The sequence below is a fragment of the Thiobacter sp. AK1 genome (assembly GCF_039822265.1).
GTDB classification, from domain to species: domain Bacteria; phylum Pseudomonadota; class Gammaproteobacteria; order Burkholderiales; family Thiobacteraceae; genus Thiobacter; species Thiobacter aerophilum.
The window spans coordinates 138,104-162,300 of sequence record NZ_JBAJEX010000004.1; the positions used below are offsets into that span (position 1 = coordinate 138,104).

Below are 24,197 nucleotides of genomic sequence, written 5' to 3' on the forward strand. Positions count from 1 at the left end.
CTCCTTTGGCGTTGCCTGATTGTTGTTGTGGATCAGACCGAGAACGAGGACCCGCAGCCGCAGGTGGAGGTGGCGTTGGGGTTCTTGATCACGAACTGGGCGCCTTCCAGGCCCTCCTGGTAGTCGATCTCCGCGCCAACCAGATAGGTGAAGCTCATGGGATCGATGAGTAGGGTCACGCCGCCCTTCTCCATCACGGTGTCATCCTCGGCCTGGTTCTCGTCGAAGGTGAAGCCATACTGGAAGCCGGAACAACCGCCGCCGGTGACGAACACACGCAGTTTCAGATTGGGATTACCCTCCTCATCGATGAGCTGCTTCACCTTGGCGGCGGCGGCGTCGGTGAAAATGAGGGGGGTAGGCATTTCGGTGGCGGCATTCATGGCAAACTCCTTCAATATTCGGTTCGGTCAATTATCCCGGCCTTAGGCGGATTGGTCAATCGCGCCCTGCGCGCCCAGTCCGACCTGGGCTGGCGAGCTTTCCTCGTGCACCAGCTTGCCCTCGACGATGGCGCCGAGGTGCATTTCCAGGGTCTTGTAAAAGACGTCGCCTGAGACACGGGCCTTGGGCTGCAGTTCCACGTATTCGCTCGCGTGCACCGGGCCCACCACCGTCCCATTGATGACCACGTGGGAAACCTGGATACGCCCCTCGATGCGGGCATTTTCCGACAATACCAGGGTAGCGGGCCCCTCGCCGCGCGAGGAAACATTGCCAAAGATGGCGCCATCCACGCGCAGGCCACCGCTGAACGAGACATCACCCTGCACCCGCGTCTCGGCACCGATCAGGGTATCGATGCGGTTTTGAGGACGGCTGGGTTTCTTTCCGAAAAACATGGTTTTCCTTCCTCCCAACTCAGGGCAGCGCAAGGGTACGGGTCCAGCGGGGCTGTACCGCGCCCGCCTCGAACACACGCACTTGCAAACTCCTTGGGCTCATGCCCTCCGGGAGCTGCAGGCTACCCTCGAGACGCTGATAATAGCGGAAGCGCACGGGCAATCGACCCTTGGCTCCGGGCTCGGCCACCGTCAGCGTCCGCCCGTCCCTGACTCCGCTCACCAACAGTTCCACGCTGCCCGAAAATTCCTGGTCGCGGGGACCGGCGTTCAATAGTAGCAGCCGGTACCGGTATTCGCCAGGCAGCAGGGGGTTGCGCTCCAGCTTGGCATGGTAAATGGTCACGCCCATCGCCCCCGGGTTGGGCGAGAGCAGGTTGCGGAAAAAGGCGGCATCCTCGCGCAAGATCGCGTTCTCTTCCTGTAGCCCCTTTAAGGTTTGCGCCAGGTTGCGCTGCGTGGCCTGCTCGATTTCCAATTGCTGACGCAGGCGCGCGCTCTCGGCACGCAAAGCGGCATTGTCGCGCTCAAGACGCGTCACCTCATCCGACAGACTGCGCAAGGCTTCCTGCGCCTGACTCTTTTCGAATCCCGCCAGGCGCAGCCCCGTCGTATAGACCCAGTCGGCCAGCGCCAGGCCCGCTCCCACCAGCAGCGCCACCACGATGAGACGCACCGGCAGGGGAATGTGGGTGCGCACCCGCATGCGCGCCGTCGCGATGCCGAACCGGCTCTTGAGGCGACGCAGGAGACGAGAGGCCATCCCACCTCAAGGCAGTAAGGGCACCTGATCGAGCCCGAGACGTTCTGGCAAGCCGAACAGGATGTTCATGTTCTGAATCGCCTGGCCGGCGGCACCCTTCACCAGATTGTCGATGACGGACAACACCACCACGGTGTCGCCACCCTGGGGCCGGTGCACGGCAATGCGGCAGACATTGGCGGCCCGCACCGAGCGTGTTTCGGGATGGGCCCCGGCGGGCAGTACATCCACAAAGGGCTCGTTGCGGTAGCGATTCTCGTAGAGGACCTGTAAGTCCACCTCTTGGGTAAGGCGCGCATACAGCGTGGCGTGGATACCGCGAATCATGGGCGTGAGGTGAGGCACGAAGGTGAGCCCCACCACGCGGCCCGCGAGCTGGGACAGGCCCTGGCGGATCTCCGGCCAGTGGCGGTGTCCGGCCACGCCATAGGCCTTGAAGTTATCACCAGCCTCGGCCAGCAGGGTGTGCACCTCGGCCTTGCGTCCCGCTCCCGACACACCAGATTTGGCATCGGCGATGAGGTGGTCAGTATCCACCACTCCGGCTTCAATCAGGGGCAAGAAACCCAGTTGCACCGCGGTGGGATAGCAGCCGGGATTGGCGATGAGGCGGGCACCGCGGATTCGGTCGCGGTTGATCTCCGGCAGACCATAGACCGCCTCCGCCACCAAATCGGGACATGCATGCGCCATGCCATACCATTTCTCCCACATGGCAATGTCCTTGATGCGGAAATCCGCGGCAAGGTCAATGACCTTGACGCCCGCATCCAGAAGGGCCCGCGTCTGGGTCATGGCGACGCCGTTGGGCGTGGCAAAAAACACCACGTCGCACTGGCTCAGTGGCGCTTGCGCGGGATCGCTGAAAGCAAGCTTCACCCGTCCCCTTAGATTGGGGAACAGGTCGGCCACCGGCATGCCGGCTTCCTTGCGAGAGGTGATGGCGGTGAGCTCCGCTTCCGGATGCTGGGCGAGTAGCCGCAAAAGCTCTACCCCGGTATACCCCGTGCCGCCGACGATGCCGATCTTGATCATGCCGTTTCCTCGAAGCCAGACAGTTAGGATGAAACCACGCTGCGCGTTACCTTAAGCGCCCCTCGCCTCGGGAGCGGGCGGCGTGATGGCAACGATCATGGCCAGGCGCCGTTTCATCGTCCAGGGCGACCGTCGCCATGATCGGCTGTGCTAAACCGCAGGTGCCTAGCGGGGCGAGAATTTGGCCTACGTGCAGCAGAGGCTGTCCCATTTCCTTCCTCACGATGGCAGTGGCGACGTCTCGCCACGCGGAGAACCGATCCCCGCAATGATAAAGGAGGGCAGGCAAGCCACCAATGAAAAAGCCGCCCGCAGGCGGCTTTCTGTCGGCACCGTAATACGGCTCAACGCTTGGAAAACTGCTTGCGCCGGCGCGCCTTGTGCAGACCCACTTTCTTACGCTCTACCTCCCGCGCATCGCGGGTAATCAGTCCTGCCTTGCGCAGGGTGGGCTTGAGCGCCGCGTCGTATTGCGCCAGCGCACGCGCGATGCCGTGGCGCACGGCTCCCGCCTGGCCGCTCTCGCCACCACCCGAGACGTTGACCATGATATCGAAGCGACCTTCGCTGTCGGTCACCACCAGAGGCTGGCGCACCACCATGCGGCCCGTTTCACGGGAGAAATACTCGTCCACGGGTTTATCATTGACGATGAAACGACCCTTGCCGGGCTTGATGAACACGCGCGCCACGGAGCTCTTGCGCCGGCCGGTTCCGTAATGCCAGTTGCCGATCATGATGGATCCTCAGATTTCCAAAACCTTGGGCTGCTGCGCGGCATGGGGATGCTCGGCGCCCTTGTAGATCTTGAGCTTCTTGAGCATGGCATAGCCTAGGGGACCCTTGGGCAGCATACCCTTGACCGCTTTCTCCAACACACGCTCTGGATGCTTGGCCTGCAGCTTGGCAAAGTTCGTGGTATGGATGCCACCGGGATAACCGGAATGACGGTGGTACTGCTTGTCCTGCGCCTTGTTGCCGGTGACGCGCAGCTTTTCCACATTGACCACGACGATGTAGTCACCGGTGTCCATGTGCGGCGTGTAGATGGTCTTATGCTTGCCCCGTAGGCGGCGGGCGATCTCGCTGGCGAGGCGGCCCAACACCTTGTCGGTACCGTCCACGACATACCAGTCGCGCCTAATGTCTGCCGGTTTTGCGGAATAGGTACGCATACCGAAAATCCCGATGCTGAACTTGAGGAAGGGGCGGATTATAGGGGCGTTCCCGCCGCGGTGTCAAACCGCTGTATGAGTCCACCACCTTTGGCACTCGGGGTGGTGAGTGAGGAGCCATTTTCCGGGGGAAGAAGGCCGCATGCGTCGGCCTCTCATCCCATTGCGTCCCATCCGTGCACTTGTGGTCAGGCCAGCGCTCTGCTTTCGGCTTCCTCCACAGCTGCAGTTACCCACGACGACACGCTGGTCGTTCGGCTAGTTCTTCCGCCGCCAGGCGGCTAGGACTATTACCTGCAAGTCCGCGCATGCTGCCGCGGCGCAAAAAAAACGCAGCCCGTGCGGGGCTGCGTTCAAATCCACCAAAGGAGGAGGATGGAGGAGACAACGATAAGACGCAGGCGCGTCTTACGTATGAGCATTTTCTAATATTCCGATAGTCTTTGCAAGCATTTCTTGCGCCCTCGCCGGCGCGATCTTCAAAGTCGTTTTGTATCAATTCCTTAGAAGCAGACGGGGCGATCGGGGCGGGCGTGTTTCGCCTGGCCGCGCCCGCCGCCGCTACAATGGCCATGCCAGCCAGGAGCCCCTATGGATCTTGCCTACCCGCTCACCGGTCTGCTCACGGCCTTGTTTTTGCCGCCTGGCAGTCCGTTGGTCATGCTCGCGCTCGGTTGGGCTGTCTGGCCGCGACGACCTCGCCTGGGTCGGGCGCTGGTTCTCGCCGGCACCCTCACCCTGGGCCTGCTGTCGCTGCCCTTCGTCTCGGCCTCGCTGCTACGCCTGCTCGCTGGCGAGCCTCCCTCGCACTTGGACTTCTCCGGGGCGCAGGCCATCGTGGTGCTGGGTGCCGGCCGCTATCAGGACGCATTGGAATATGGGGGCGACACGGTCAACAGGCTAGCTCTGGAACGCCTGCGTTATGCAGCGCGGCTAGCGCGGGCCAGCGGCCTGCCCGTGCTGGTGAGCGGCGGTAGCCCGGAAGGTCGCGTTCCAGAAGCGTCCTTTATGAAGGCCGTCTTGGAAGACGAGTTCGGCGTCCCGGTACGCTGGGTCGAAGCGGATTCGCGCAACACGTGGGAGAACGCCCGTTTCAGCCAGCGCATTCTCGCGCGCGAGGGCATCGAGCGCATTGTCCTGGTCACCCACGCCTGGCACATGCCCCGCGCCCGCGCTGTGTTCGAGCGCGCCGGTCTAAAGGTAGTGCCCGCGGGCACGCGTTTTTACACGCCACGCGGACAGGGGCTCGCCGACTGGCTGCCCGATGCCCGTGCGCTGCTTGACAGCAGCCATGCCCTGCACGAGGGGCTCGGGCTCATGTGGTATCGCCTGCGCGGCCATACCCGCTAGAATGCAGGACTGGCAAGCCGCATCAGACAGAGGATAGGAAAACCATGAAAGCCCGGGTGAAATGGTTAGAAGACGCCGCCTTCGTGGGCCAGACGGAAAGCGGCCACGCAGTGGTGATGGACGGGCCGCCGGAGGGGGGTGGCCGCAATTTGGGGCCACGCCCCATGGAAATGCTGCTTTTGGGCACAGGTGGATGCACTGCCTACGACGTGGTCGCCATCCTACGCAAGCAGCGCCAGCAAGTGGTGGACTGCGTGGCCGAGCTGGACGCCGAGCGCGCCACCACCGACCCGAAGGTATTCACTCGCATCCACATCCATTTCGTGGTCAAGGGCCGGGATCTCAAGCCGGACGCAGTGGAGCGCGCCATCAATCTGTCAGCGGAAAAGTACTGCTCCGCTTCCATCATGCTCGGCAAGGTCGCCACCATCACCCACGACTACGAGATCGTCCAGATCTGAGCGTGTAAACAACCTGCGGCATAAACTGTTCGCGACGCGGTACTCTTCCGCGTCAACTGATCCGCCTCGGCGCTGCGCGCTCAAGCTTGGCGCGCCGGCGCCGCTGCGTCTATAAAAGCAGAGGGCGGCGGCCCCAGAACGCCCCAATACCGACCAGATTGCCCGAGGAGGAACCCATGTCCACCTTGCCCCCACCTTCCGCCGGAAGTCTGCCGCCGGAGCAGCTTCCCTTCGTCGCCCCCTGCCGTATGGTCGAAGCCAGGGCTCCACTGCGATGGCTAAAGGCGGGCTGGCATGACTTCCGCCACGCCTTACGGTTGAGTCTGACCTACGGTGCCGTGCTCACGGCCTTGAGCGTTTTGATTCTGCTTGCCAGCTGGCGTTTCGGCATGCTGGCCTTCTACCTGGGCCTGGCGACCGGCTTTGTCTTTGTCGGGCCGGTGCTGGCGGTGGGCCTTTATTCCATCAGCCGCCAACTGGGCCGCGGCCAGACACTGGAGCTGGGCTATTGTCTGCGGGAGGGCCGGGAACACATCCGCGAGCTGCTGGTCTTGGGCATGGTGCTGCTAGTGGTACTGCTCCTGTGGGCACGGGCGGCCGCCATGGTGCATGTGTTCTTTCCCACCGAAGGCGAGGTGGATCTGAAGGCACTGGCCACCTTTCTCGGTGTGGGCAGCCTGGTGGGCGCCCTGTTCGCCATTGTGGTGTTCAGCGCCACGGCGTTTTCCCTGCCCATGATCCTGGACCGACGGGTGGATGCGATCACCGCGGTGATCACGAGTATGCATGCGGTGCTATGCAACAAGCTGCCCATGCTGCTGTGGGGTCTGATCATCGTCGCCTGCGTGATCGTGGGCTTTGCCACCCTGACCCTAGGCTTTCTCGTGCTGCTACCAGTGATCGGGCATGCCACTTGGCATGCCTACCTGGACACCATCGACGCCTCCGCTTGGCCAGAAAACCGGCCAGAAACGTAAACACCCAGCCAGCGCGCAGCCTTGTTTTCCTCGGCATCGAGCCGATTGCCCGGAGCTGCACGCGCATGCGTCCCACAACGCGCGTCATCGCCCGCTGAGCTTTGGACACCCAAGCTCACGGTTCGCCTGGCCGGAACGCCTTTTGCCGATCGAATGCGTCGTGCTTGCTCCGAAGACACTCAGCCTGCGCATCCGCTCGCTGGAAAGGGCGCTACAATTTCCTCGCTTGCGCCGGGAACAGTGCGGCCGACGGTGTTCGGCCATCCCCTTGTGGTGCGCAGGCACAGGCAGAAATCCGGGAAAAACGTTTTCAAGGAGCCACCATGAAACGACGTGATTTTCTGCGCCTCACTGCATTCTTGCCCCTCTATGCCGCCCTTCCTCCGGTGGCGGAAGCGACGCATGATGCCGCCTGGCGCACTTTCGAGCTCACCTACGACATCGACCTCGCAGCCCACCCAGGTGCCGGCCAACTCTGGCTACCCCTGCCCCAGGATGCCGGGGACTATCAGCGCGTACTCTCCATCGAGTGCTCGAGCGCGGTTCCCGCTACCCTGCACTGGGATGACACCTACCACGCACCCATTGTGCGGCTGGCGTTCGATTCCGAAGAGCGGAGCCGTACCCTGACGGTGAAGACGCGCATCGCCACCCGCGACCGGCATCCCCCCATGCCGGTCCTGCGCCCGCAGGGCATGCAAGAGGCGGCGCTGTACCTCAAACCCACCGAGCACATGCCGATAGATGGCATCGTGCGTGATACCGCCCTTCGCATCACACGGGGGCTGCGCGGTGCAGACGCCAAGGCGCGCGCAATCTATGAGTGGGTGGTGGACAACACCTTTCGCGATCCCAACACGCGCGGCTGCGGGCTGGGCGACATCAAATTCATGTTGGAATCCGGCAACCTGGGTGGCAAGTGCGCGGACATCAACTCCCTGTTTGTGGGGCTCGCCCGCGCGGCCGGGGTTCCTGCTCGGGAGTTCTATGGCGTGCGGGTAGCGGAATCGGCCCAGTTCAAGAGCCTCGGTAAGAGCGGCGACATCTCCAAGGCGCAGCACTGCCGCGCGGAATATTTTTCGCCGCGGCGCGGCTGGGTGGCGGTGGATCCGGCAGATGTGCGCAAAGCGGTGCTGGAGGAAAAGCTTTCGCTCGACGACCCCAGGATCGTCGCGCTCAGGAAGCGCCTGTTCGGCTACTGGGAGATGAACTGGGTCGGGTTCAACCACGGCCGAGACTTCACGCTACCCCAGGGCGATACGGTTGCCTATCTCATGTATCCCTATGCCCGGTTCGGTGACAAGGTGATCGATGGCCGCGAGCCGGAGGCCCTGAAGTTCCGCCTCACCAGCCGCGAAATCGGGTGAGCCTGCTTCAGTGCCGGGGCGGTGGCAACATTTCGAGTTGAGCGCGTAGGATGCTGAGCCGGCGTTCCACCGCGCGCACGTCCGGATGGGCGGGCGCGTAGCGGGTGAGCAAATCGGCTCGCCGCGCTTCCAGGGCGCGGATGTCTTGCTGGATTTCCTCGCGCGTGCGATGCGGCGCAGGAACCTGGGCGCGCCTGGCTGCGTCTTCCCCGGCAGCCGCCGGCTGCTGGGGAAACAGCGGCTCCTGGGCGGCCGTGGGCTCCACCATGGCGGCGAGCGTGCCGATTAGTAGGAATAGCCACTTGCTGTCCATACCCCTCCTTCCCCGCACGACGGCGGGCCAACCTTCAAATTGTCATTCGGAATGTTCTATGCTGTAGCAGGCCCGTCGTTTCCATGCAAGGTCGGTCGCCATGATAAATGGCTTCCCCTGGCTTAGGCTGGCACTCGCTTGCCTGCTGTGCATTGGCGGCATCATAATGCTGGTGCTGCTGGTGGAGGGCTGGTGGTAATCGTTTCGTTCCTAACCAAGGAGAGCATCATGAAGAAGAACATGGGCGGCGCAGACCGCATCATCCGACTCATCATCGCGGCCATCATCGCCGTGCTGTATTTCACCGGACAGATCAGCGGCACCCTCGCGATCATTCTGGGTATCATCGCCATCGCCTTCCTGCTGACCAGTCTCATCGGCTGGTGTCCGCTCTACGTGCCGTTCAAGATTTCGACCTGCAAGCACGAGTGAGCCCACCGCGTCAGGGGCGAAAAGCTGGCCGCCCACCGGCGGCATTGATCAATGGGGGGCACGGCCATGGCTGAGCTCGGCACCGCCTCGGGCAGTGCCGAGTCGGCGGGCCTGTTGCGGCGGGCGGCGTCCCATGCCGCGCGCGAGGCACGCCGTCGGCGCAGCCAGCGGCTGATGCTGGCGATTGCGCTGGCGGTGAGTCTAGCGATGCTCCTAGTGGTGGCAGTGGTCGCCGGTATCCAGATTCAGCATCTGACCGCCGAGAACGCGAGCCTTGCCAACGATCTCTTTCGCGCACGGCAAAAGCTGGAACGCATCGAGCCCGAACTGGAGAAGACGCGCCAGGAGCTCACCAGTGTCACGCGCGGCCGCCTGCCTCATCTCAAGGAACTGACACCGGACAAAGTTATCCCCCTCGACGCGGGCTATGTGAAGAACATCGTGTTCACCGTCCTGCGCCAGAACGGTCAGACCCGCTATGAATACCGGGCGGTACTGGAAAACGCCGGCGAGACCATGCTGCGACCGGAGGTGCGTGTGTTCGTATTCGATCAGCGCGGCATCCAGGTGGGATCGGGCGAAATCACGGACCGTACCGAAATGATCCCGGGTGAAAGCCGCGCCTATTCGGCCAGCATCGAGCGCTTCATGGACGAAGAGCCCCGCTACTTCTACGTCTGGGCGCGCCGCAAGAAATAGCCGCGTCAGAGGGGCTCGCCCCGGATCAGTTTGCGCTGGAACGCATAAAAGGCGTTAGCCACCGCCGAGGCCTCAGCGAGCGACAGCGTCTGCCGAGCACCTTCCGCCTCGCTCGGGCGCAGGAAACGAATCCCCGGCGCGAGATCGAAAGCATAACGCAGCACTTGATCCGCCACCTTGCGTAATGCCACGCGCGCCACGCCCAAGTCTTCCGCCCGAGGCGTGCCGCCTTCACCCACCACGATCTGAAGGCGCGCGCCACTGACAGGACAGGTGGCCTCGATGATAGCCGCCGTCGCCTGAAGCCGCGGCAACGCCAGCGCGTCCAAGGCCGACAGCGCGTGCACCGTCTCGTGGGGCACGTGCACGAGAATGTCGGTGGCCGCGGCGCTAAACGGCGGACAAGTGATGCGCCCGTCCACGATCTTCAGCGCATCCAACGCCACAAGCTCCTCCAGAGCTTCCCGGTCGAAGCCCTCCGGCGTGGGCGCCGCGCCCGTCTGCACCCAGCGCAGCAACACCGCGAGATAGGTTTCGCGCGTGGCCTCGCAGGCCGCAAGCCGCAGACGCTGCTCCAAGGGCCAAGCCCGGTGCAGGGCGGCGAGCGCCGCCAGCACTCGCTTTGGATCCACCGGCGCAGTGATGGTTGCATTCATGGTCGAGCGAAAAAGGCCACGCAGCCGGACTTTGCTTTTAGCGGGCGTGCCGCCGCGACGACCCTTGCCTACCGGGTGATGCCGTTACAGTGACGCGGATTCCAGATCCAGCGCGATAGCATCCAGCCCCGCTTTGGCGCAGGCTTCGTCCTGTTCGCCCGTGGGCGCACCCGACACGCCCACGGCGCCGACGATGTTGCCGGCTGCCTCGATAGGCAATCCGCCGGCCGAGAACACCAAGCCTTCCACCTTGCCCACCGAAAAGGGATGTGTGAAGCGACTCGCCATGCTGCCGGTGGAGGCGTTGAAATTCACGGCAGTGTAGGCTTTCTGGCGGCTAATCTCCAGGGTCAGACGCGGTGCGAGGGTGTCACGCAGCACCACCATGGGGTCACCGCTGCGGTCCACCACGGTCACCGCGATCTGAATGCCCTGCTTGCGGCACGCTTCCAGCGTGGCACGGGCGAGCTTCTCTGATGCTTCCACCGTCAGGCGGGGAATTTTCACCGCCACCGGCATTTCTGCGGCAGCAACGGGCGAAGTGGCGACAACAAGTACGGCCGCGAGGACAGGGATGGAAAAGGCATGACGCATGGTCGAACTCCTGTTTGTTCGGTTGGAAAACGAAGGGCAGTGCATGGCACTCTTGTTTTTATAGCGTAATTTGCAGCGCGCGGGGTGGTCACGCGCTTTTGCCGCAGAACGGCGCCACGACCGCGCCCTCACTGCGTGCATTGCGCGGAGGCGGCGGCAAGGCGCTCAGAAGGTGTGGTAGAGATGTCCGTCCCGTTCCAGTGCGAGCCGCTCCAGACGGTAGTCCGGGAAAATGGCTGCCACGGTTTGCCAGAAAGCGCGCGAATGGTTCATGTGCCGCAGGTGGGCGAGCTCGTGGGCCACGACGTAGTCGATCTGGCCGCAGGGTGCCTGGATCAGCCGCCAAGACAGGCGCAGGCGGCCTTCCGGCGTACACACGCCCCAACTGGTGCGCGCCTCCGACAGCCGAAACGGCGGTGGTGTCACCGGCAGGCGTGCGGCCAGCACCACCAGCCGCTGCGCGAAGTAGCGCTGGGCCTGGTCACGGTACCAGGTGCGCACCTGGGTCATTACCTGGTCGGCATCCGCCGGATCGTGCACGCCCATTAGCAGCCGGCTCGCGGTGCGGATGGGCTCGGCGCGAGTGTGGGTGCGATAGAGGTAAAGTTCGAGATTCTCGCCCAAGAAGAGCAGACGCTCGCCGCTCTTCCACTGGCGCGGCGGCAGGCGGCGCGCCTCCATCTGCGCCAGTTTCTCCACGATCCAGTCGCGCCGCATGAGCAGCACTCGCTCCAGGTGGCGATAGGGCTCCCGCGGCGGCGCGCTGACGGTGAGTCCATCCTCATCCACCTTAAGCCCGATGGTTCTACGCCGCCGACGCAGCAGGGTGTAGCTGAGCTGCCGGTCTGGCAACGCGAGCACCCGGGTTTCCTGCTGGGGATAGCCCATCAGCCGCGCCTCGCTGGGGGGAGTCTTGCCATTTCGCCCTCGATCCAGGCTTCCACCCGAGCGTTGATCTCGCCCGCCTTGAGTCCCGTGGTTTCGATCACCGGGCCGATGCTCACGGTGATGGTGCCCGGGTATCTCAGGAAGGCATGCCGCGGCCACAGCTCGCCCGCGTTGTGGGCGATGGGCACCACGGGCGCGCCGGTGTGGGCGGCAAGCCATGCGCCACCGATGCCATAGCGGCCGCGATGGCCTGGCGCCACGCGTGTACCCTCGGGAAAAATGAGTACCCAGAAACCTTGCTCGAGCCGCTGGCGGCCTTGTTCCGTGATCCGGCGCAGGGCCTCCTTGCCGGCGCGCCGGTCGATGGCGATGGGCGAAAGCATGGCGAAACCCCAGCCAAAGAAGGGAAGCTTAAGCAGCTCGCGTTTGATGACCATGGCCAGGGGCGGCAACAGGATGGGCAGGGCAATGGTTTCCCACGCAGACTGGTGTTTGGCCATGACAATGGCCGGCCGGCTCGGGAGATTCTCCCGGCCCAGGATGCGATAGTCGATGCCGAGCAGCAGCCGTGCTAGCCACACCACGACGCGGTTCCAGACGGTGATGATGCGATAGCGGGTGAGCGCGGAAAACGGGAAGGTGCCGAGCGCGATCAGGGAAAAAATCACGGTGGCAATTAGACGCGCGAGCTCGAACAGGGCGCAGCGCAGGACGATCATGATGGTGGCTTGAGCAGGTGTCGCACGGCCTCCGCCAGATTTTCGAACACCGCGGTACCCGGTGGCAGCGCGCCTGCTTCGAGGGTGCGCTGGCCCTTCCCGGTGAGCACCAGGATGGGACGCGCGCCCACGGCGGCGGCTGTTTCCAGATCGCGCTGGGCATCGCCAATGGCCGGCACGCCTGTCAGGTCCACGTTGAAGCGTCGGCCGATTTCCTCGAACAAGCCCGGACGCGGCTTACGGCAGGGGCAGTTGAGCTCCGCGGCATGGGGACAGAAAAACAGGGCATCGATGCGTCCGCCCACCTGGGCCAGGGCACGCAGCATTTTCCCGTGGACGGCATTGAGGGTGGCCATGTCAAACAGGCCGCGGCCGATGCCGGACTGGTTGGTGGCCACCACCACGCGCCAACCCGCCTGGTTGAGGCGCGCGATGGCCTCCAGGCTGCCGGGGATGGGCTTCCACTCCTCCGGGCTCTTGATGAACTGGGGACTGTCGAAATTGATGACACCGTCCCGGTCCAGGATCACGAGTTTCATGGGGCGCGCGGCATGGGAATTGGGACGATTCTACACCGCCCCGCGCCTCACCCGGCCAACTTGGACAGATCCGCCACCTGGTTCATGAGCTCGGCGAGCCCTTTCAGCAGGGCGAGCCGGTTGGCACGCAGCAGGGGCTCGTCGGTCAACACCATCACCTCATCGAAGAAGCGATCCACCGCGGGCCGCACCGTGGCCAGGGTGCGCAAGGCCCCGGTGTAGTCCTGGTTGGCCACCAGCGAGCGCACCCGTGGCGCCAAGCTATTCACCGCCTCGAATAGGGCCCGTTCCGCGTCTTCGGCGAACAGGGCAAACTCGGGCGCGCCGGTTGGAGGCTGCGCCTTCTTGAGGATGTTTTGGATGCGTTTGTTGGCGGCGGCCAGGGCCTGCGCCTCCGGCAGGCGCACAAAGGCGACGACCGCTTCCAGGCGCGGCAGCACCAGGTCGATGCGGGACGGATTCTGCGCCAACACCGAGTCGATCTCGCGTAAACCGTAACGCCGCTCGCGCAGGTAGTTCCTCAGCCGCTCCAGCATGAAGGCGTGCACGTCCACCACCACGCTGTCGGCCACCAGCTCCCCCAGCAGGGCACGCGCCGCTTCCAACAGTTCGACCAGATCCAGCGGCAGCGACTTTTCGGCGAGGATACGTAGGATGCCCAGGGCATGACGCCTGAGGCCGTAGGGATCTTTCTCGCCAGTGGGGACCGCGCCAATGCCGTAGATGCCCACCAGGGTCTCCAGCTTGTCGGCAAGGGCCACTGCGGCACCGATGTTGTCTTCCGGCAGCGTATCGCCCGCAAAACGCGGGTGATAGTGCGCCTTAATGGCTCGACACACCGCCTCCGGCTCGCCATCGTGGCGGGCGTAGTAGGCACCCATGATGCCCTGCAATTCCGGAAATTCCCCCACCATGTCGGTGGTGAGATCGGCCTTGGCCAGCCAGGCGGCGCGGGCGGCCAGCTCCGCATCCGCATGGAGCATCAAGGCGATTTCGTGGGCAAGTTTCTGCACGCGACGGGTGCGCTCCAACTGGCTGCCGAGCCGGTTGTGATAAACCACGCGCGCGAGCTTCTCCACGCGCGAGGCAAGGGGCTGGCTGCGATCCTGGTCGTAGAAAAATTTGGCATCCGCCAGCCGTGGCCGCACCACCCGCTCGTTGCCGGCGATCACCGCCGAAGGGTCCGCTGGCGTAACATTGGCCACGATCAGGAAGCGGTTGGTGAGCCGGCCTTGCGCATCGAGCAGGGGAAAGTATTTCTGGTTCGCCTTCATGGTGAGGATGAGACATTCCGGCGGCACTTCGAGGAAAGCCGTGTCGAACCGGCCCAGCAGCACATTGGGGCGCTCCACCAGCGCGGTCACTTCATCCAGCAGGGCAGCATCTTCCACCGGCTGCAACCCCTCCGTGGCTTTGGCAGCCAGTTGGCGTACGATCTCGGCCCGGCGCTTGGCGAAGCTCGGGATCACCGCGCCCTCGGCCTCCATCTGCGCCTCGTAGCGGTCGGCGTGCTCAATCGACACCGGATTGACTTGGGCTTCGAAGCGATGGCCCTGGGTGGTGCGGCCCGCCCTCAAGCCCAGCACGCTGACTGGCACCACCTCTGCGCCGTAGAGGGCGAGCAGGCCGTGAGCAGGACGCACGAAATGCACCGTGGTCCAGCCATCGCGCAACTGATAGCTCATCACTTTGGGGATGGGCAGTTTCGCTAGCGTTGCCTCGAGGGCCTTTTGCAATCCTTCGCCCAGGCTTGCGCCCGGCGCGACGCTATCGTAGTAGAGGACCTCGCTTTTGCCCTCCGCCACCCGCCGCAGCCCCGGCACCACATGCGCATCCAGCCCCAGCGTAGAAAGCTTCTTCAAAAGCGCCGGCGTGGGCCGCCCTTCGGCATCGAGGGCCACCGCCACCGGCATCAGCTTGTGGCAGACGGGTTTGTCCGGCGCCCGCGCCGCCACTGCGGTGATGTGCACGGCCAGGCGCCGCGGCGAGGCATAGGGCGTAGAACGGGAATCGGCAGTGGTGAGCCCTTGGGCGGCAAGACTGGTATACAGCCCCTCGGCAAAGGCTTCGCTCAATGCGCGCAGGGCCTTAGGTGGCAACTCCTCCACCAGGAGTTCCACCAGCAGATTCTCGATGGATTTGCTCATGGCGCGCCCTTTCTTTCCAGTTGGGCGAGAACCTCTTCCGCCCAGGCACGGGGCGCCAGGGGAAAGCCCAGTCGCGCACGGGATTCCAGATAGCTCTGCGCCACCGCGCGCGCCAGCGCGCGGATGCGGCCAATGTAAGCGGCTCGCTCCGTGACGGAAATCGCGCCGCGGGCATCCAGCAGGTTGAAGATGTGGCCCGCCTTGAGCACCTGTTCGTAGGCAGGCAGCGCAAGCTTCTGCTCCATCAGGTATTTCGCCTGCCGCTCATGGGCATTGAAGGCATGAAGCAGGAATTCCACGTCGGAATGCTCGAAGTTGTAGGCCGATTGCTCCACCTCGTTCTGGTGGAACACGTCGCCATAGCTGACGCCCGGCGCGTAGGTGAGGTCGAAGACGTTTTCCACACCCTGGGAATACATGGCCAGCCGTTCCAGTCCGTAGGTGATCTCGCCGGTGATGGGCCTGCAGTCCAGGCCGCCCACCTGTTGGAAATAGGTGAACTGGGTCACTTCCATGCCGTTGAGCCACACTTCCCAGCCCAGCCCCCAGGCACCCAGGGTGGGATTCTCCCAGTCGTCTTCCACGAAGCGGATGTCGTTGGCAGCGAGATCGAAGCCCAATGCTTGCAAGGATCCCAGGTAGCGCTCCAGGATGTCTTCTGGCGCGGGCTTCAACACCACCTGGAACTGGTAGTAATGCTGCAGGCGGTTGGGATTCTCACCGTAGCGGCCATCCTTGGGGCGGCGCGAAGGCTGGACATAGGCCGCGCGCCAGGGCTCGGGCCCCAGCGCCCGCAGGAAGGTGGCGGTGTGGCTCGTGCCCGCGCCCACTTCGAGATCGTAGGGCTGGAGGATCACGCAGCCCTGATCACTCCAGTACTGCTGCAGGCGCAGGATGAGTTCCTGGAAGGTCTGCATCGGCGTCCTTTCGGCTTGCGCCGCTCAAGAAAAAACGCCGATTTTACCGGTGGCAAGAAGACAGCGGAAGCGCGGCTATTGCCGCGCAAGCCAAGCGAGCAGGTCCAGATAGGCCTGCTTGTCGCCGGCTTCGAAACCAGTGATCTCCAGGCTGTTGAGCATTTTCTGCCCCAGGGGATCGTTGGCGGCGTTGAGGAGTCCTTCCCTGACTGTGGCCTTCTGCGCTGCGGAAAGCCTCGGCGAGGCGATGAGTGACCAGAAGGGGAGCTTCTTGCTCTCAAAAACGGTGATCCCGCCCTTGGCCTCCCACTGTTTGGCGACGATGGGCGAGACCATGCCCACGTCGGCAAAGCGGTTCTCCACGATGAAGGCGATGGCGTCCTGGTAGCGCGCCTTCACCAGCTCGCTGGGCTTGGGCACGATCCCCAGGTCGCGCAGGGTGGCCATGCCCGCCTTTTCCATGAATGTACCCTGTGCATAAGCGATTCTGCGGCCGCGGATGTCCTCTGGTTTGGCGAGGCCACTGTCCTTGCGCGCGATGAACTTCACCGTAAACGCGCCCTTTACCGCCGCCACCAGGTCGTAGTTGGCGCGCGCCATGGCCTGCGCCGCCACGTTGCTGGGTTTGGAAAAGAAGAGGTCATAGCGCCCCTTCATCAGGTTTTCGGTGGAACTCTTGAGGTTCTGGGAGGATTCCAGCTTCACCGGCTTCTTGAGCAGCTTGGAAAGATAATCCGCCAATGGCTGGTAGCGGTCGATGAGTTTGCTGTAGTCCATCTGCCCGGCCACGCCGTCGTTGACACCCAACAGCAAGGCTTCCTGAGCAGAGGCAGTAGACAAGACGAAAAGCAGGCACAGCAGGGGCAACAGGCGGCGCATGGGATCTCCTCAAACGCAGATCATCAGAACGCGGGATGGGGTTCGCTCACAACCGCGTAGGCACGGCGGATATCTCAAAAAACGGTGATGAATGTCATGTGCACTACAGTTCACAGGGCACGCGCCGGTCTAATGGATGATCAGGGTTCAAACGAGACGAGGCGGCGGATGCCCCTGCTGCAAGCCAGAGCCAAAGACGCCTCTTCCCTTGCCTGCTTCAAACGAGACGAGGCGCCGGATGCCCCCTGCTGCAGACAGACACATTCAGAACAGCGGCCGCTTGATGGTGACGGCACCCCGGATTTGGCCTTCCTTGTACCCTGTGGCGCGGTCATGGGGATAGTCCGCGGCCAGCCGCGCACGGGTGCCCTCGGAGACGGTCTCCGGTGTGCCGTGGCAGTTCAGGCATAGCGGTTGCACCGGCAGCGCCTTCATGTAGCGGAAATATCGCCCGGCCGGTTCGGCCACGATCTCCGAATACTCAAGGTTGTCTGGCTTCTCACCCGCGGCGGCGCGACGGTCGAAGTCGGCGAGCACCTTCTGCTCCCAAGCATCCGGCGTGCCGATCATGGGGTTGCGCGTCTTCAGGGACACCCGCCGCACCTGCCAACCATGCTGGATGGAAAGCTCGCTGGCGATGGCGGGCGCGACACTCTTGCACACTTTGATGGCGTTCTCGGGACCACCGGCGCTAAGCTCCTTCTTGAGTTCGCCACCCAGCTTTTGCACCAGGCTCTGGCTGAGCTTGCGGCTTTCTTCCAGGTAGCGGGCGGTGTCGTCTTGGGCCAGGGCGGGCGCGGCGAAGGCCGCGGCGATTAGCCAAAACAGCGTCTTCATGGTTCCTCCTTGAGATGGTCAAAATGAACTTTTACGCTGGATCAGAATCGCTCGTCAAGACTTGACGCCTGGGCGCAAGACGGCTCCCATCAAGGATAACGTCAACAGCAGAAGCACTGGCACGTTCCCGAAGCGCACGTAGGGCGTGACGCCGCTGTGACCTTGCGCACTCACTTCGATGAGCCCGGTTTGAAATGGCGCAAGCGCGGCCACCACCCGACCCCGGGGGTCGATCAGGGCAGTGATGCCGGTGTTGGTGGCGCGCAGCATCATGCGTCCGCTCTCCAAGGCGCGCATCTGGGCAATCTGTAGATGCTGGTGCGGCGCGATGGAATCGCCGAACCAGGCATCGTTGCTCACGTTGGCAAGCAAAGTAGCGGCGGGCACCTGCCGGATGATTTCCTCGCCAAAGGCATCCTCGTAGCAGATGCTGACCGCCACACTTTGCCCCGCCACCGCCAATGGCCGCTGATTGGGTGCGCCGCGGGCGAAGTCGCCCAGGGGAATGTGCATGAGATCGAGCAACCAGCCGAATACCGGCCGCAAGGGAATGAACTCCCCGAAGGGAACCAGGTGCACCTTGCGGTAGACCTGCATGGGGCTCGCCCCGAAACTCACCACGGCGTTGTAATAACGAGTGCCGCCCACGGCCCGTTCCGGCACCCCGAACACTAAGTCCCCACCACGCGCGCGCACGAGCTTTGCAAGCTGGTCCAGATAGGCGGGCGGCAACTCATCGAAAAACAGAGGAAAGGCTGTCTCCGGCAGCAGCACCAAGCGCCCTTGAGCTTGCTCAACCAGCCGGGCGTAGGTCTCCAGGGTGGGTGCCACCCGCTCTTCGCGCCACTTGAGGTCCTGGGGAACGTTACCCTGCAGCAGGCTGACGGTAAGCGGCGCGCCGCTGGGTTGTGTCCACGCCACGCGAGCCGCCGCAAGCCCCACGAGCCACAACAGCGTTAACACCACAAGCCCCATCGCAGCACGCTTCGGTCGCGCTCGCCCGTTCCAGGCGAGCGCCAAGAGACCTGCGCTCAGCGCGGTAAGCCAAGATACCCCATACACACCCAATAACGGCGCATAGCCAGCAAGCCCATCGTGGGGGACCGCGGCATAGCCCACGGCCAGCCAGGGAAAGCCGGTGAAAACCCAGCCACGCACCCATTCCACCAGCGCCCAGGCGGCGGGCATGGTCAGCACCGGCGCCTGCCAGTGGCGTCCCCGCCCGCCCGCGAACCATCCCACGGCGGCCGGAAAGAGAGCGAGGAACAAGCAAAAAGCCAGTGTCGCCAAGGCCGCCACCGGCGCGGGCATGCCGCCGAAATCGTGCAGGCTGACGTAGACCCAGGATACGCCCAGAAGAAACAGCCCACACCCGAAAGCGAAGCCCATGAGGGCTGCGGCGCGCCGGGAGCCCGCCCCCCAGTAGAGATGGAACAAGCCGGCCAGGGTGAGGACCGGTAACCAGAATAGGTGAAAGGGCGCGAAGCCGAGCACCGTGACCGCGCCCAGCAAAAAGGGCAGCCCCACCAGCCGCAGCCGCCCGGCGCGATGAACAATGGCCGCCGTACTCAAAGGGCGTCCTGAACGTCCCGTTGCGCCTCCGGCAGGCGTTCCACCAAGAGTGAGTGCAGACGCCGGCTGTCGGCGCGCAACACCTGGAACTTCAGGCCATCCACGGTGACCGCCTCACCGCGTTTGGGCAGGCGCCCGAACTGGGCGATCACCAACCCACCGACGGTGTCGTATTCTTCGTCGCTGAAGTGCGTACCCATGGCCTCATTGAAGGCCTCGATCTCGGTGAGCGCCTTCACCCGGTAACGATTGTTGCCGGCGGCCATGATGTTGTCCTCGGCCTCGTCGAAGTCGAATTCGTCCTCGATATCGCCGACGATCTGCTCGAGCACGTCTTCGATGGTAACCAGGCCGGCCACTCCACCGAATTCATCCACGACGATGGCGATGTGGTTGCGGTTGCTACGGAACTCCTTGAGCAACACATTGACCCGCTTGGACTCCGGGATGAACACCGCCGGACGCAGCATGTCACGCACGTTGGTCTCCTCACCCGCGAAGAAGCGCAGCATGTCCTTTGCGAGCAGAATACCGACGACGTCGTCGCGATCCTTGTCGATCACCGGAAAACGCGAATGCCCAGTGGCGATCATGAAGGGCAGGAATTTCTCTGGGGGATCGTTGATGTCGATCACGTCCATCTGCGCGCGCGGGATCATGATGTCCCGCACCTGGGTTTCCGAAACCTGCAGCACGCCCTCGATCATGGCCAGGGCGTCGGCGTCGAGAAGATTGCGCTCGTAGGCGGCGTGCAATAGTTCGATGAGTTGCTCGCGGTCCTCTGGCTCGCGCATCAAGAGCGCGCCGAGGCGCTCGAGCCAACTGGGCTTGGTACTCGCATCGTCCATGGAGAGAAAAATCAACCCCTGCGGGGTAATGAATGGCGAATGGCGGCCCATTCGTCATGCATCATCCCAGCGGGATCGTCACCGGCCAGAGTGGTAAGGATCAGGATAGCCCAGTTTGGTGATGATTTCCGTCTCACGTGCTTCCATCGCCAAAGCCTCGGCTTCGCTCTGGTGGTCGTAACCCTGCAGATGCAGCATGCCGTGGACGATCAGGTGCGCGTAATGGGCGGCGAGCGATTTACCCTGTTCCCCTGCCTCGCGCGCCACCACCGGCGCACAGATCACTAGATCACCCACCACCACTGGAGCGGTTTCGTAGCCGAAGCTTAGCACATTCGTCGCGTAGTCCTTGCCGCGGTAGTCACGGTTGAGGCTGCGCCCTTCTGGTTCGTCCACGAAACGCACGGTGATCTGCGCCGCGCGCGCGGCGGCGGCACGCACCCAACGCCGCACCTGGCTGCGCGTGGGCAGGCCCGGCGCCTGGCTGGCATACTGCACGGCAAGGGAGAGCTCAGGATTCGCCCTGTTCTTGCTGGAAGCGATCGTAGGCATTGATGATGTGCTGCACCAGGGGATGGCGCACCACGTCCTCAGACTGGAAATGGGTGAAGGCGATGCCCGGAACCTTTGCCAGCACCTGCTGCGCCTGCACCAACCCACTCTTCACGCCCCGCGCCAGGTCGATCTGGGTGACATCGCCCGTGATCACCGCCTTGGTGCCAAAGCCGATGCGGGTCAGGAACATTTTCATCTGCTCCGGCGTGGTGTTCTGCGCCTCGTCCAGGATGATGAAGGAATGGTTGAGGGTGCGGCCACGCATGTAGGCCAGCGGGGCGATTTCGATCGTGCCGCGCTCGAACAGCTTCTGCACCTTGTCGAACCCCATCAGGTCGTAGAGGGCGTCGTAGAGAGGCCGCAGATAGGGATCCACCTTCTGGGCGAGATCACCCGGGAGAAAGCCCAGCCGCTCGCCCGCCTCCACCGCCGGGCGCACCAGCACGATGCGCTTGACCAAATCGCGCTCCATGGCATCCACTGCGCTCGCCACCGCGAGATAGGTCTTGCCGGTGCCGGCCGGGCCGATGCCGAAGGTGATGTCGTGTTCCTGGATTTGGCGCAGGTATTCGTTCTGGCGCAACGTGCGGCCGTGCAGATCGGCGCGACGCGTCATCAGCACTGGCACCATGCCCTCACGGCGTTCTCCCGCCTGGAGGTGGGTCGCCTCCACCAGGCCGAGCTGCACGTCCTCCACACTCAGGCCGCGCGCTGCGCGTTCGTAGAAGGTCTGAAGCAGGTCGGCGGCCAACCGTGCCCGGCCAAGCTCGCCTTGCACACGGAAATGCTCGCCGCGACGGGCGATGCGCACTTCCAGCGCGGTTTCGATCTGGCGCAGGTTCTCGTCCAGCGCCCCACACAGATTGGCCAAACGCCGGTTGTCCACCGGCGTGAAGGAAATCTCGACCGTATTCATGGACTCACCCTCGCCCCGGCACCGATACATGAGGCCACTTGGGCATGGGTCAGTCCGCCACCACCACCTCGCCCCGCAGGGAATGGGGCAGGGCCGCAGTGATGCGCACCTCGACGAACTGACCGATGAGGCGCGGCTCGCCACGGAAATTCACCACACGATTGTTGTCGGTGCGGCCGGCCAGTTCGCGGGCATCCTTTTTCGATGCGCCCTCTACCAGCACCCGCTGCACGCTGCCCACCATGGCCCGACTGATGGCCTGGGCTTGTTGCTCCAGACGTTTTTGCAGCCGCATCAGACGCGCGGTCTTGACTTCCATGGGGGTATCATCCGGCAGTTGCGCGGCGGGTGTACCCGGCCGCGGGCTGTAGATGAAGCTGAAGCTGGCATCGAAGCCCAGTTCCTCCACCAGGCGCATCGTGGCTTCGAAGTCGGCTTCGGTTTCGCCAGGAAAGCCCACGATGAAATCGGATGACAGGCTCATGTCGGGCCGCACCGCCCGGAGCCGGCGCACTCGCGACTTGTATTCTAGCGCCGTGTAGTTGCGCTTCATGGCCGCCAGGATGCGGTCCGAGCCGGACTGCACCGGCAGATGCAGATGGCTCACCAGCTTGGGGATGCGCGCATAGGCTTCGATCAGACGATCCGTGAGCTCGTTGGGGTGAGAGGTGGTGTAGCGGATGCGCTCGATGCCCGGAATTTCCGCCACGTACTCCAACAGCAGGGCCAGGTCGGCAGTCTCGCCATCTGGCATGACGCCGCGATAGGCGTTCACGTTCTGGCCCAGCAACGTGACCTCCTTGACGCCCTGCTCGGCAAGCCCCGCCACTTCCGCCAGCACGTCGTCGAAGGGGCGCGACACTTCCTCGCCGCGGGTGTAGGGCACCACGCAAAAGCTGCAGTATTTGGAACAACCCTCCATGATGGAGACAAAGGCCGCCGCCCCTTCCACGCGCGGCGGCGGCAGGTTGTCGAATTTCTCGATCTCGGGAAAGCTCACATCCACCTGGGGCCGCCCCGTGGCGCGCCGCGCGCGGAGGAGCTCCGGCAGGCGATGCAGGGTCTGCGGGCCGAACACCAGGTCCACATAGCGGGCACGCTCGACAATGGCCGCGCCCTCTTGACTCGCCACACAGCCACCCACACCGATGAGCAGGTCGGGATTGCGCGCCTTGAGATGCTTCCAGCGTCCCAGATGGTGGAAGACCTTTTCCTGGGCCTTTTCCCGCACCGAACAGGTGTTGAGCAAGATCAGATCGGCCTGCTCCGGATCGTCCGTGCGCTCGTAGCCCTCCGCGGCGGTGAGCACATCGACCATCTTGGCCGAGTCGTACTCGTTCATCTGGCAGCCGAAGGTCTTGATGTAGAGCTTGCGGGTCACGGCCGGTGGAAAGGCTAAATTACGTCAGGCTACCGCCAGAAGGAAAGGTTTCGGCCGCGGGAAAAGTAGCGGCCGGGAAGGCATCTGGTGGTGATAGGTGGACTTGAACCACCGACCCCAGCATTATGAGTGCTGTGCTCTGACCAGCTGAGCTATATCACCAACATCACCGGACGGTGCAGGGGGCTGAATTATCCGGCTTCGTCCTCGCCGCGTCAAGGAAACCCCTTCACACGTTGAACAGGAAATTCATCACGTCGCCGTCCTGGACCACGTAATCCTTGCCCTCGGCGCGCAGCTTGCCCGCCTCGCGCGCGCCCTGTTCGCCGCCGTAGGCGATGAAGTCCTCGAAGGCGATGGTCTGGGCGCGGATGAAGCCGCGCTCGAAGTCGCTGTGGATCACGCCTGCCGCCTGGGGTGCGGTCGCGCCCTTGGGGATGGTCCAGGCGCGCACCTCCTTCACCCCAGCCGTGAAGTAGGTTTGCAGGCCCAGCAGATCGTAGGCGGCACGGATCAGGCGGTTGAGGCCCGGCTCGGTCAGGCCCATGGCCGCCAGGAATTCCGCTTTGTCGGCCTCGCCCAGATCGACGATCTCCGACTCCATGGCGGCGCACAGGGCCACCACCGGTGCGCCTTCCGCAGCCGCGTAGGTCTGAAGGCGCGCCAGATGGGGATTGTCGCTGAAACCGTCCTCCGCCACGTTGGCCACGTACATGGCAGGCTTCACCGTGAGCAGGCACAAAGGCTTGAGCAGGGCCAGTTCCTCGCGGGACAGGCCCAGACTGCGCACCGGCTTGGCCTCGTTCAGGTGCGACAGGAGCCTGTCCAGGACGGCGACCAACTTCTGCGCCTCCTTGTCGCCGGCGCGCGCCTTTTTCACGTCCCGCGCGTGGGCTTTCTCCACGGTGGCAAGATCCGCCAGCGCGAGTTCGGTGGCGATCACTTCGATGTCGGCGATGGGATCCACCTTGCCCGCCACGTGCACCACATTGGGATCGTCGAAACAGCGCACCACATGGACGATGGCATCGGTCTCGCGGATGTTGGCCAGAAATTGGTTGCCAAGTCCCTCGCCCTTGGAGGCGCCCGCCACCAATCCGGCGATGTCCACGAATTCCACGATGGCAGGCACCACCCGCTGCGGCTTGACGATGTCCGCCAGTTGTTGCAAGCGCACATCCGGCACTTCAACCACGCCCACGTTGGGCTCAATGGTGCAGAAGGGATAGTTTTCGGCGGCGATGCCGGCACGGGTCAGCGCGTTGAACAGGGTGGACTTGCCCACGTTGGGTAGCCCGACGATTCCGCATTTGAGACTCATCTGTCGTCCGATTT

The 24,197-nt window shown here is 63.8% G+C and carries 28 protein-coding genes and 1 tRNA gene; 6 read left to right on the plus strand and 23 right to left on the minus strand.

Translation table 11 applies throughout. The features are described from left to right. Positions 1-32: 32 nt before the first annotated feature. The 6 genes from erpA to rplM form a co-directional block, all read right to left on the minus strand. Positions 33-383, minus strand: coding sequence for an iron-sulfur cluster insertion protein ErpA (gene erpA, locus V6E02_RS06885; protein WP_347308043.1), 351 nt, complete (start codon positions 381-383; stop codon positions 33-35). Between the two features lie 42 nt (positions 384-425). Next, the gene (locus V6E02_RS06890; protein WP_347308044.1) at positions 426-842 is read right to left on the minus strand and encodes a bactofilin family protein; all 417 of its coding nucleotides are present in this window, start codon (positions 840-842) and stop codon (positions 426-428) included. A gap of 19 nt (positions 843-861) precedes the next feature. Further along, positions 862-1,605, minus strand: coding sequence for a DUF6776 family protein (locus V6E02_RS06895; protein WP_347308045.1), 744 nt, complete (start codon positions 1,603-1,605; stop codon positions 862-864). Between the two features lie 6 nt (positions 1,606-1,611). Further along, positions 1,612-2,640, minus strand: a complete 1,029-nt coding sequence (gene argC / locus V6E02_RS06900) for an N-acetyl-gamma-glutamyl-phosphate reductase (protein ID WP_347308046.1) — start codon at positions 2,638-2,640, stop codon at positions 1,612-1,614. A 344-nt stretch (positions 2,641-2,984) separates the two neighbouring features. Beyond that, positions 2,985-3,377 (minus strand): 30S ribosomal protein S9, encoded by a 393-nt coding sequence (gene rpsI, locus V6E02_RS06905; RefSeq protein WP_347308047.1) that lies wholly within the window; start codon positions 3,375-3,377, stop codon positions 2,985-2,987. Between the two features lie 9 nt (positions 3,378-3,386). After that, positions 3,387-3,815 carry a 50S ribosomal protein L13 gene (gene rplM / locus V6E02_RS06910; protein ID WP_347308048.1) on the minus strand — a complete coding sequence of 143 codons (429 nt, stop codon included), beginning with the start codon at positions 3,813-3,815 and terminating at the stop codon, positions 3,387-3,389. Between the two features lie 591 nt (positions 3,816-4,406). On the opposite strand from rplM, the gene V6E02_RS06915 reads away from it, so the two are divergent. The 4 genes from V6E02_RS06915 (at position 4,407) to V6E02_RS06930 (ending at position 7,970) form a co-directional block, all read left to right on the plus strand. Next, entirely contained in the window at positions 4,407-5,165 is a 759-nt protein-coding gene (locus V6E02_RS06915) for a YdcF family protein (protein WP_347308049.1), read from the plus strand. Positions 5,166-5,209: 44 nt separating this feature from the next. Next, a complete protein-coding gene (locus V6E02_RS06920) occupies positions 5,210-5,626 on the plus strand; it encodes an OsmC family protein (RefSeq protein WP_347308050.1) in 417 nt (138 codons plus the stop codon). Positions 5,627-5,802: 176 nt separating this feature from the next. After that, on the plus strand, positions 5,803-6,603 hold the full coding sequence (locus V6E02_RS06925) for a DUF2189 domain-containing protein (RefSeq protein WP_347308051.1): 801 nt from the start codon (positions 5,803-5,805) through the stop codon (positions 6,601-6,603). Between the two features lie 323 nt (positions 6,604-6,926). Beyond that, positions 6,927-7,970 (plus strand): transglutaminase-like domain-containing protein, encoded by a 1,044-nt coding sequence (locus V6E02_RS06930; RefSeq protein WP_347308052.1) that lies wholly within the window; start codon positions 6,927-6,929, stop codon positions 7,968-7,970. 7 nt (positions 7,971-7,977) lie between these two features. Here V6E02_RS06930 and V6E02_RS06935 read toward each other — a convergent pair whose 3' ends face one another. Next, entirely contained in the window at positions 7,978-8,283 is a 306-nt protein-coding gene (locus V6E02_RS06935) for a hypothetical protein (protein WP_347308053.1), read from the minus strand. Positions 8,284-8,511: 228 nt separating this feature from the next. On the opposite strand from V6E02_RS06935, the gene V6E02_RS06940 reads away from it, so the two are divergent. Then, a complete protein-coding gene (locus V6E02_RS06940; RefSeq protein WP_347308054.1) occupies positions 8,512-8,715 on the plus strand; it encodes a YgaP family membrane protein in 204 nt (67 codons plus the stop codon). Between the two features lie 66 nt (positions 8,716-8,781). Continuing rightward, positions 8,782-9,414, plus strand: a complete 633-nt coding sequence (locus V6E02_RS06945) for a hypothetical protein (protein WP_347308055.1) — start codon at positions 8,782-8,784, stop codon at positions 9,412-9,414. Between the two features lie 5 nt (positions 9,415-9,419). On the opposite strand, the gene merB is transcribed toward V6E02_RS06945, so the two are convergent. The 16 genes from merB to ychF form a co-directional block, all read right to left on the minus strand. After that, positions 9,420-10,070, minus strand: coding sequence for an organomercurial lyase (merB, locus tag V6E02_RS06950; protein WP_347308056.1), 651 nt, complete (start codon positions 10,068-10,070; stop codon positions 9,420-9,422). 84 nt (positions 10,071-10,154) lie between these two features. Further along, complete coding sequence (locus V6E02_RS06955; protein ID WP_347308057.1) at positions 10,155-10,664, minus strand: GlcG/HbpS family heme-binding protein; 510 nt, start codon at positions 10,662-10,664, stop codon at positions 10,155-10,157. Between the two features lie 165 nt (positions 10,665-10,829). Then, a complete protein-coding gene (locus V6E02_RS06960; RefSeq protein WP_347308058.1) occupies positions 10,830-11,552 on the minus strand; it encodes a M48 family metallopeptidase in 723 nt (240 codons plus the stop codon). Continuing rightward, positions 11,552-12,271, minus strand: a complete 720-nt coding sequence (locus V6E02_RS06965) for a lysophospholipid acyltransferase family protein (RefSeq protein ID WP_347308059.1) — start codon at positions 12,269-12,271, stop codon at positions 11,552-11,554. The genes V6E02_RS06960 and V6E02_RS06965 overlap by 1 nt, the downstream gene beginning before the upstream one ends. Continuing rightward, a complete protein-coding gene (gene gmhB, locus V6E02_RS06970; RefSeq protein ID WP_347308060.1) occupies positions 12,268-12,810 on the minus strand; it encodes a D-glycero-beta-D-manno-heptose 1,7-bisphosphate 7-phosphatase in 543 nt (180 codons plus the stop codon). Before gmhB ends, V6E02_RS06965 begins: the two co-directional genes overlap by 4 nt. 47 nt (positions 12,811-12,857) lie before the next feature. After that, entirely contained in the window at positions 12,858-14,957 is a 2,100-nt protein-coding gene (gene glyS, locus V6E02_RS06975) for a glycine--tRNA ligase subunit beta (RefSeq protein WP_347308061.1), read from the minus strand. Beyond that, entirely contained in the window at positions 14,954-15,874 is a 921-nt protein-coding gene (glyQ, locus tag V6E02_RS06980) for a glycine--tRNA ligase subunit alpha (protein WP_347308062.1), read from the minus strand. The genes glyS and glyQ overlap by 4 nt, the downstream gene beginning before the upstream one ends. A 75-nt stretch (positions 15,875-15,949) precedes the next feature. Continuing rightward, positions 15,950-16,753, minus strand: a complete 804-nt coding sequence (locus tag V6E02_RS06985) for a phosphate/phosphite/phosphonate ABC transporter substrate-binding protein (protein ID WP_347308063.1) — start codon at positions 16,751-16,753, stop codon at positions 15,950-15,952. Positions 16,754-17,017: 264 nt separating this feature from the next. Further along, positions 17,018-17,590 carry a Tll0287-like domain-containing protein gene (locus tag V6E02_RS06990; RefSeq protein ID WP_347308064.1) on the minus strand — a complete coding sequence of 191 codons (573 nt, stop codon included), beginning with the start codon at positions 17,588-17,590 and terminating at the stop codon, positions 17,018-17,020. Between the two features lie 54 nt (positions 17,591-17,644). Beyond that, a complete protein-coding gene (gene lnt / locus V6E02_RS06995) occupies positions 17,645-19,162 on the minus strand; it encodes an apolipoprotein N-acyltransferase (protein WP_347308065.1) in 1,518 nt (505 codons plus the stop codon). Continuing rightward, complete coding sequence (locus tag V6E02_RS07000; protein ID WP_347308066.1) at positions 19,159-20,010, minus strand: CorC family transporter; 852 nt, start codon at positions 20,008-20,010, stop codon at positions 19,159-19,161. Before V6E02_RS07000 ends, lnt begins: the two co-directional genes overlap by 4 nt. 78 nt (positions 20,011-20,088) lie before the next feature. After that, on the minus strand, positions 20,089-20,562 hold the full coding sequence (ybeY, locus tag V6E02_RS07005) for an rRNA maturation RNase YbeY (RefSeq protein ID WP_347308067.1): 474 nt from the start codon (positions 20,560-20,562) through the stop codon (positions 20,089-20,091). After that, complete coding sequence (locus V6E02_RS07010) at positions 20,522-21,481, minus strand: PhoH family protein (protein WP_347308068.1); 960 nt, start codon at positions 21,479-21,481, stop codon at positions 20,522-20,524. The genes ybeY and V6E02_RS07010 overlap by 41 nt, the downstream gene beginning before the upstream one ends. Positions 21,482-21,530: 49 nt before the next feature. After that, entirely contained in the window at positions 21,531-22,862 is a 1,332-nt protein-coding gene (gene miaB / locus V6E02_RS07015; RefSeq protein WP_347308069.1) for a tRNA (N6-isopentenyl adenosine(37)-C2)-methylthiotransferase MiaB, read from the minus strand. Positions 22,863-22,947: 85 nt separating this feature from the next. After that, a tRNA-Met gene (locus V6E02_RS07020) sits at positions 22,948-23,024 on the minus strand. A gap of 67 nt (positions 23,025-23,091) precedes the next feature. Next, on the minus strand, positions 23,092-24,183 hold the full coding sequence (ychF, locus tag V6E02_RS07025; protein ID WP_347308070.1) for a redox-regulated ATPase YchF: 1,092 nt from the start codon (positions 24,181-24,183) through the stop codon (positions 23,092-23,094). Positions 24,184-24,197 lie beyond the last annotated feature (14 nt).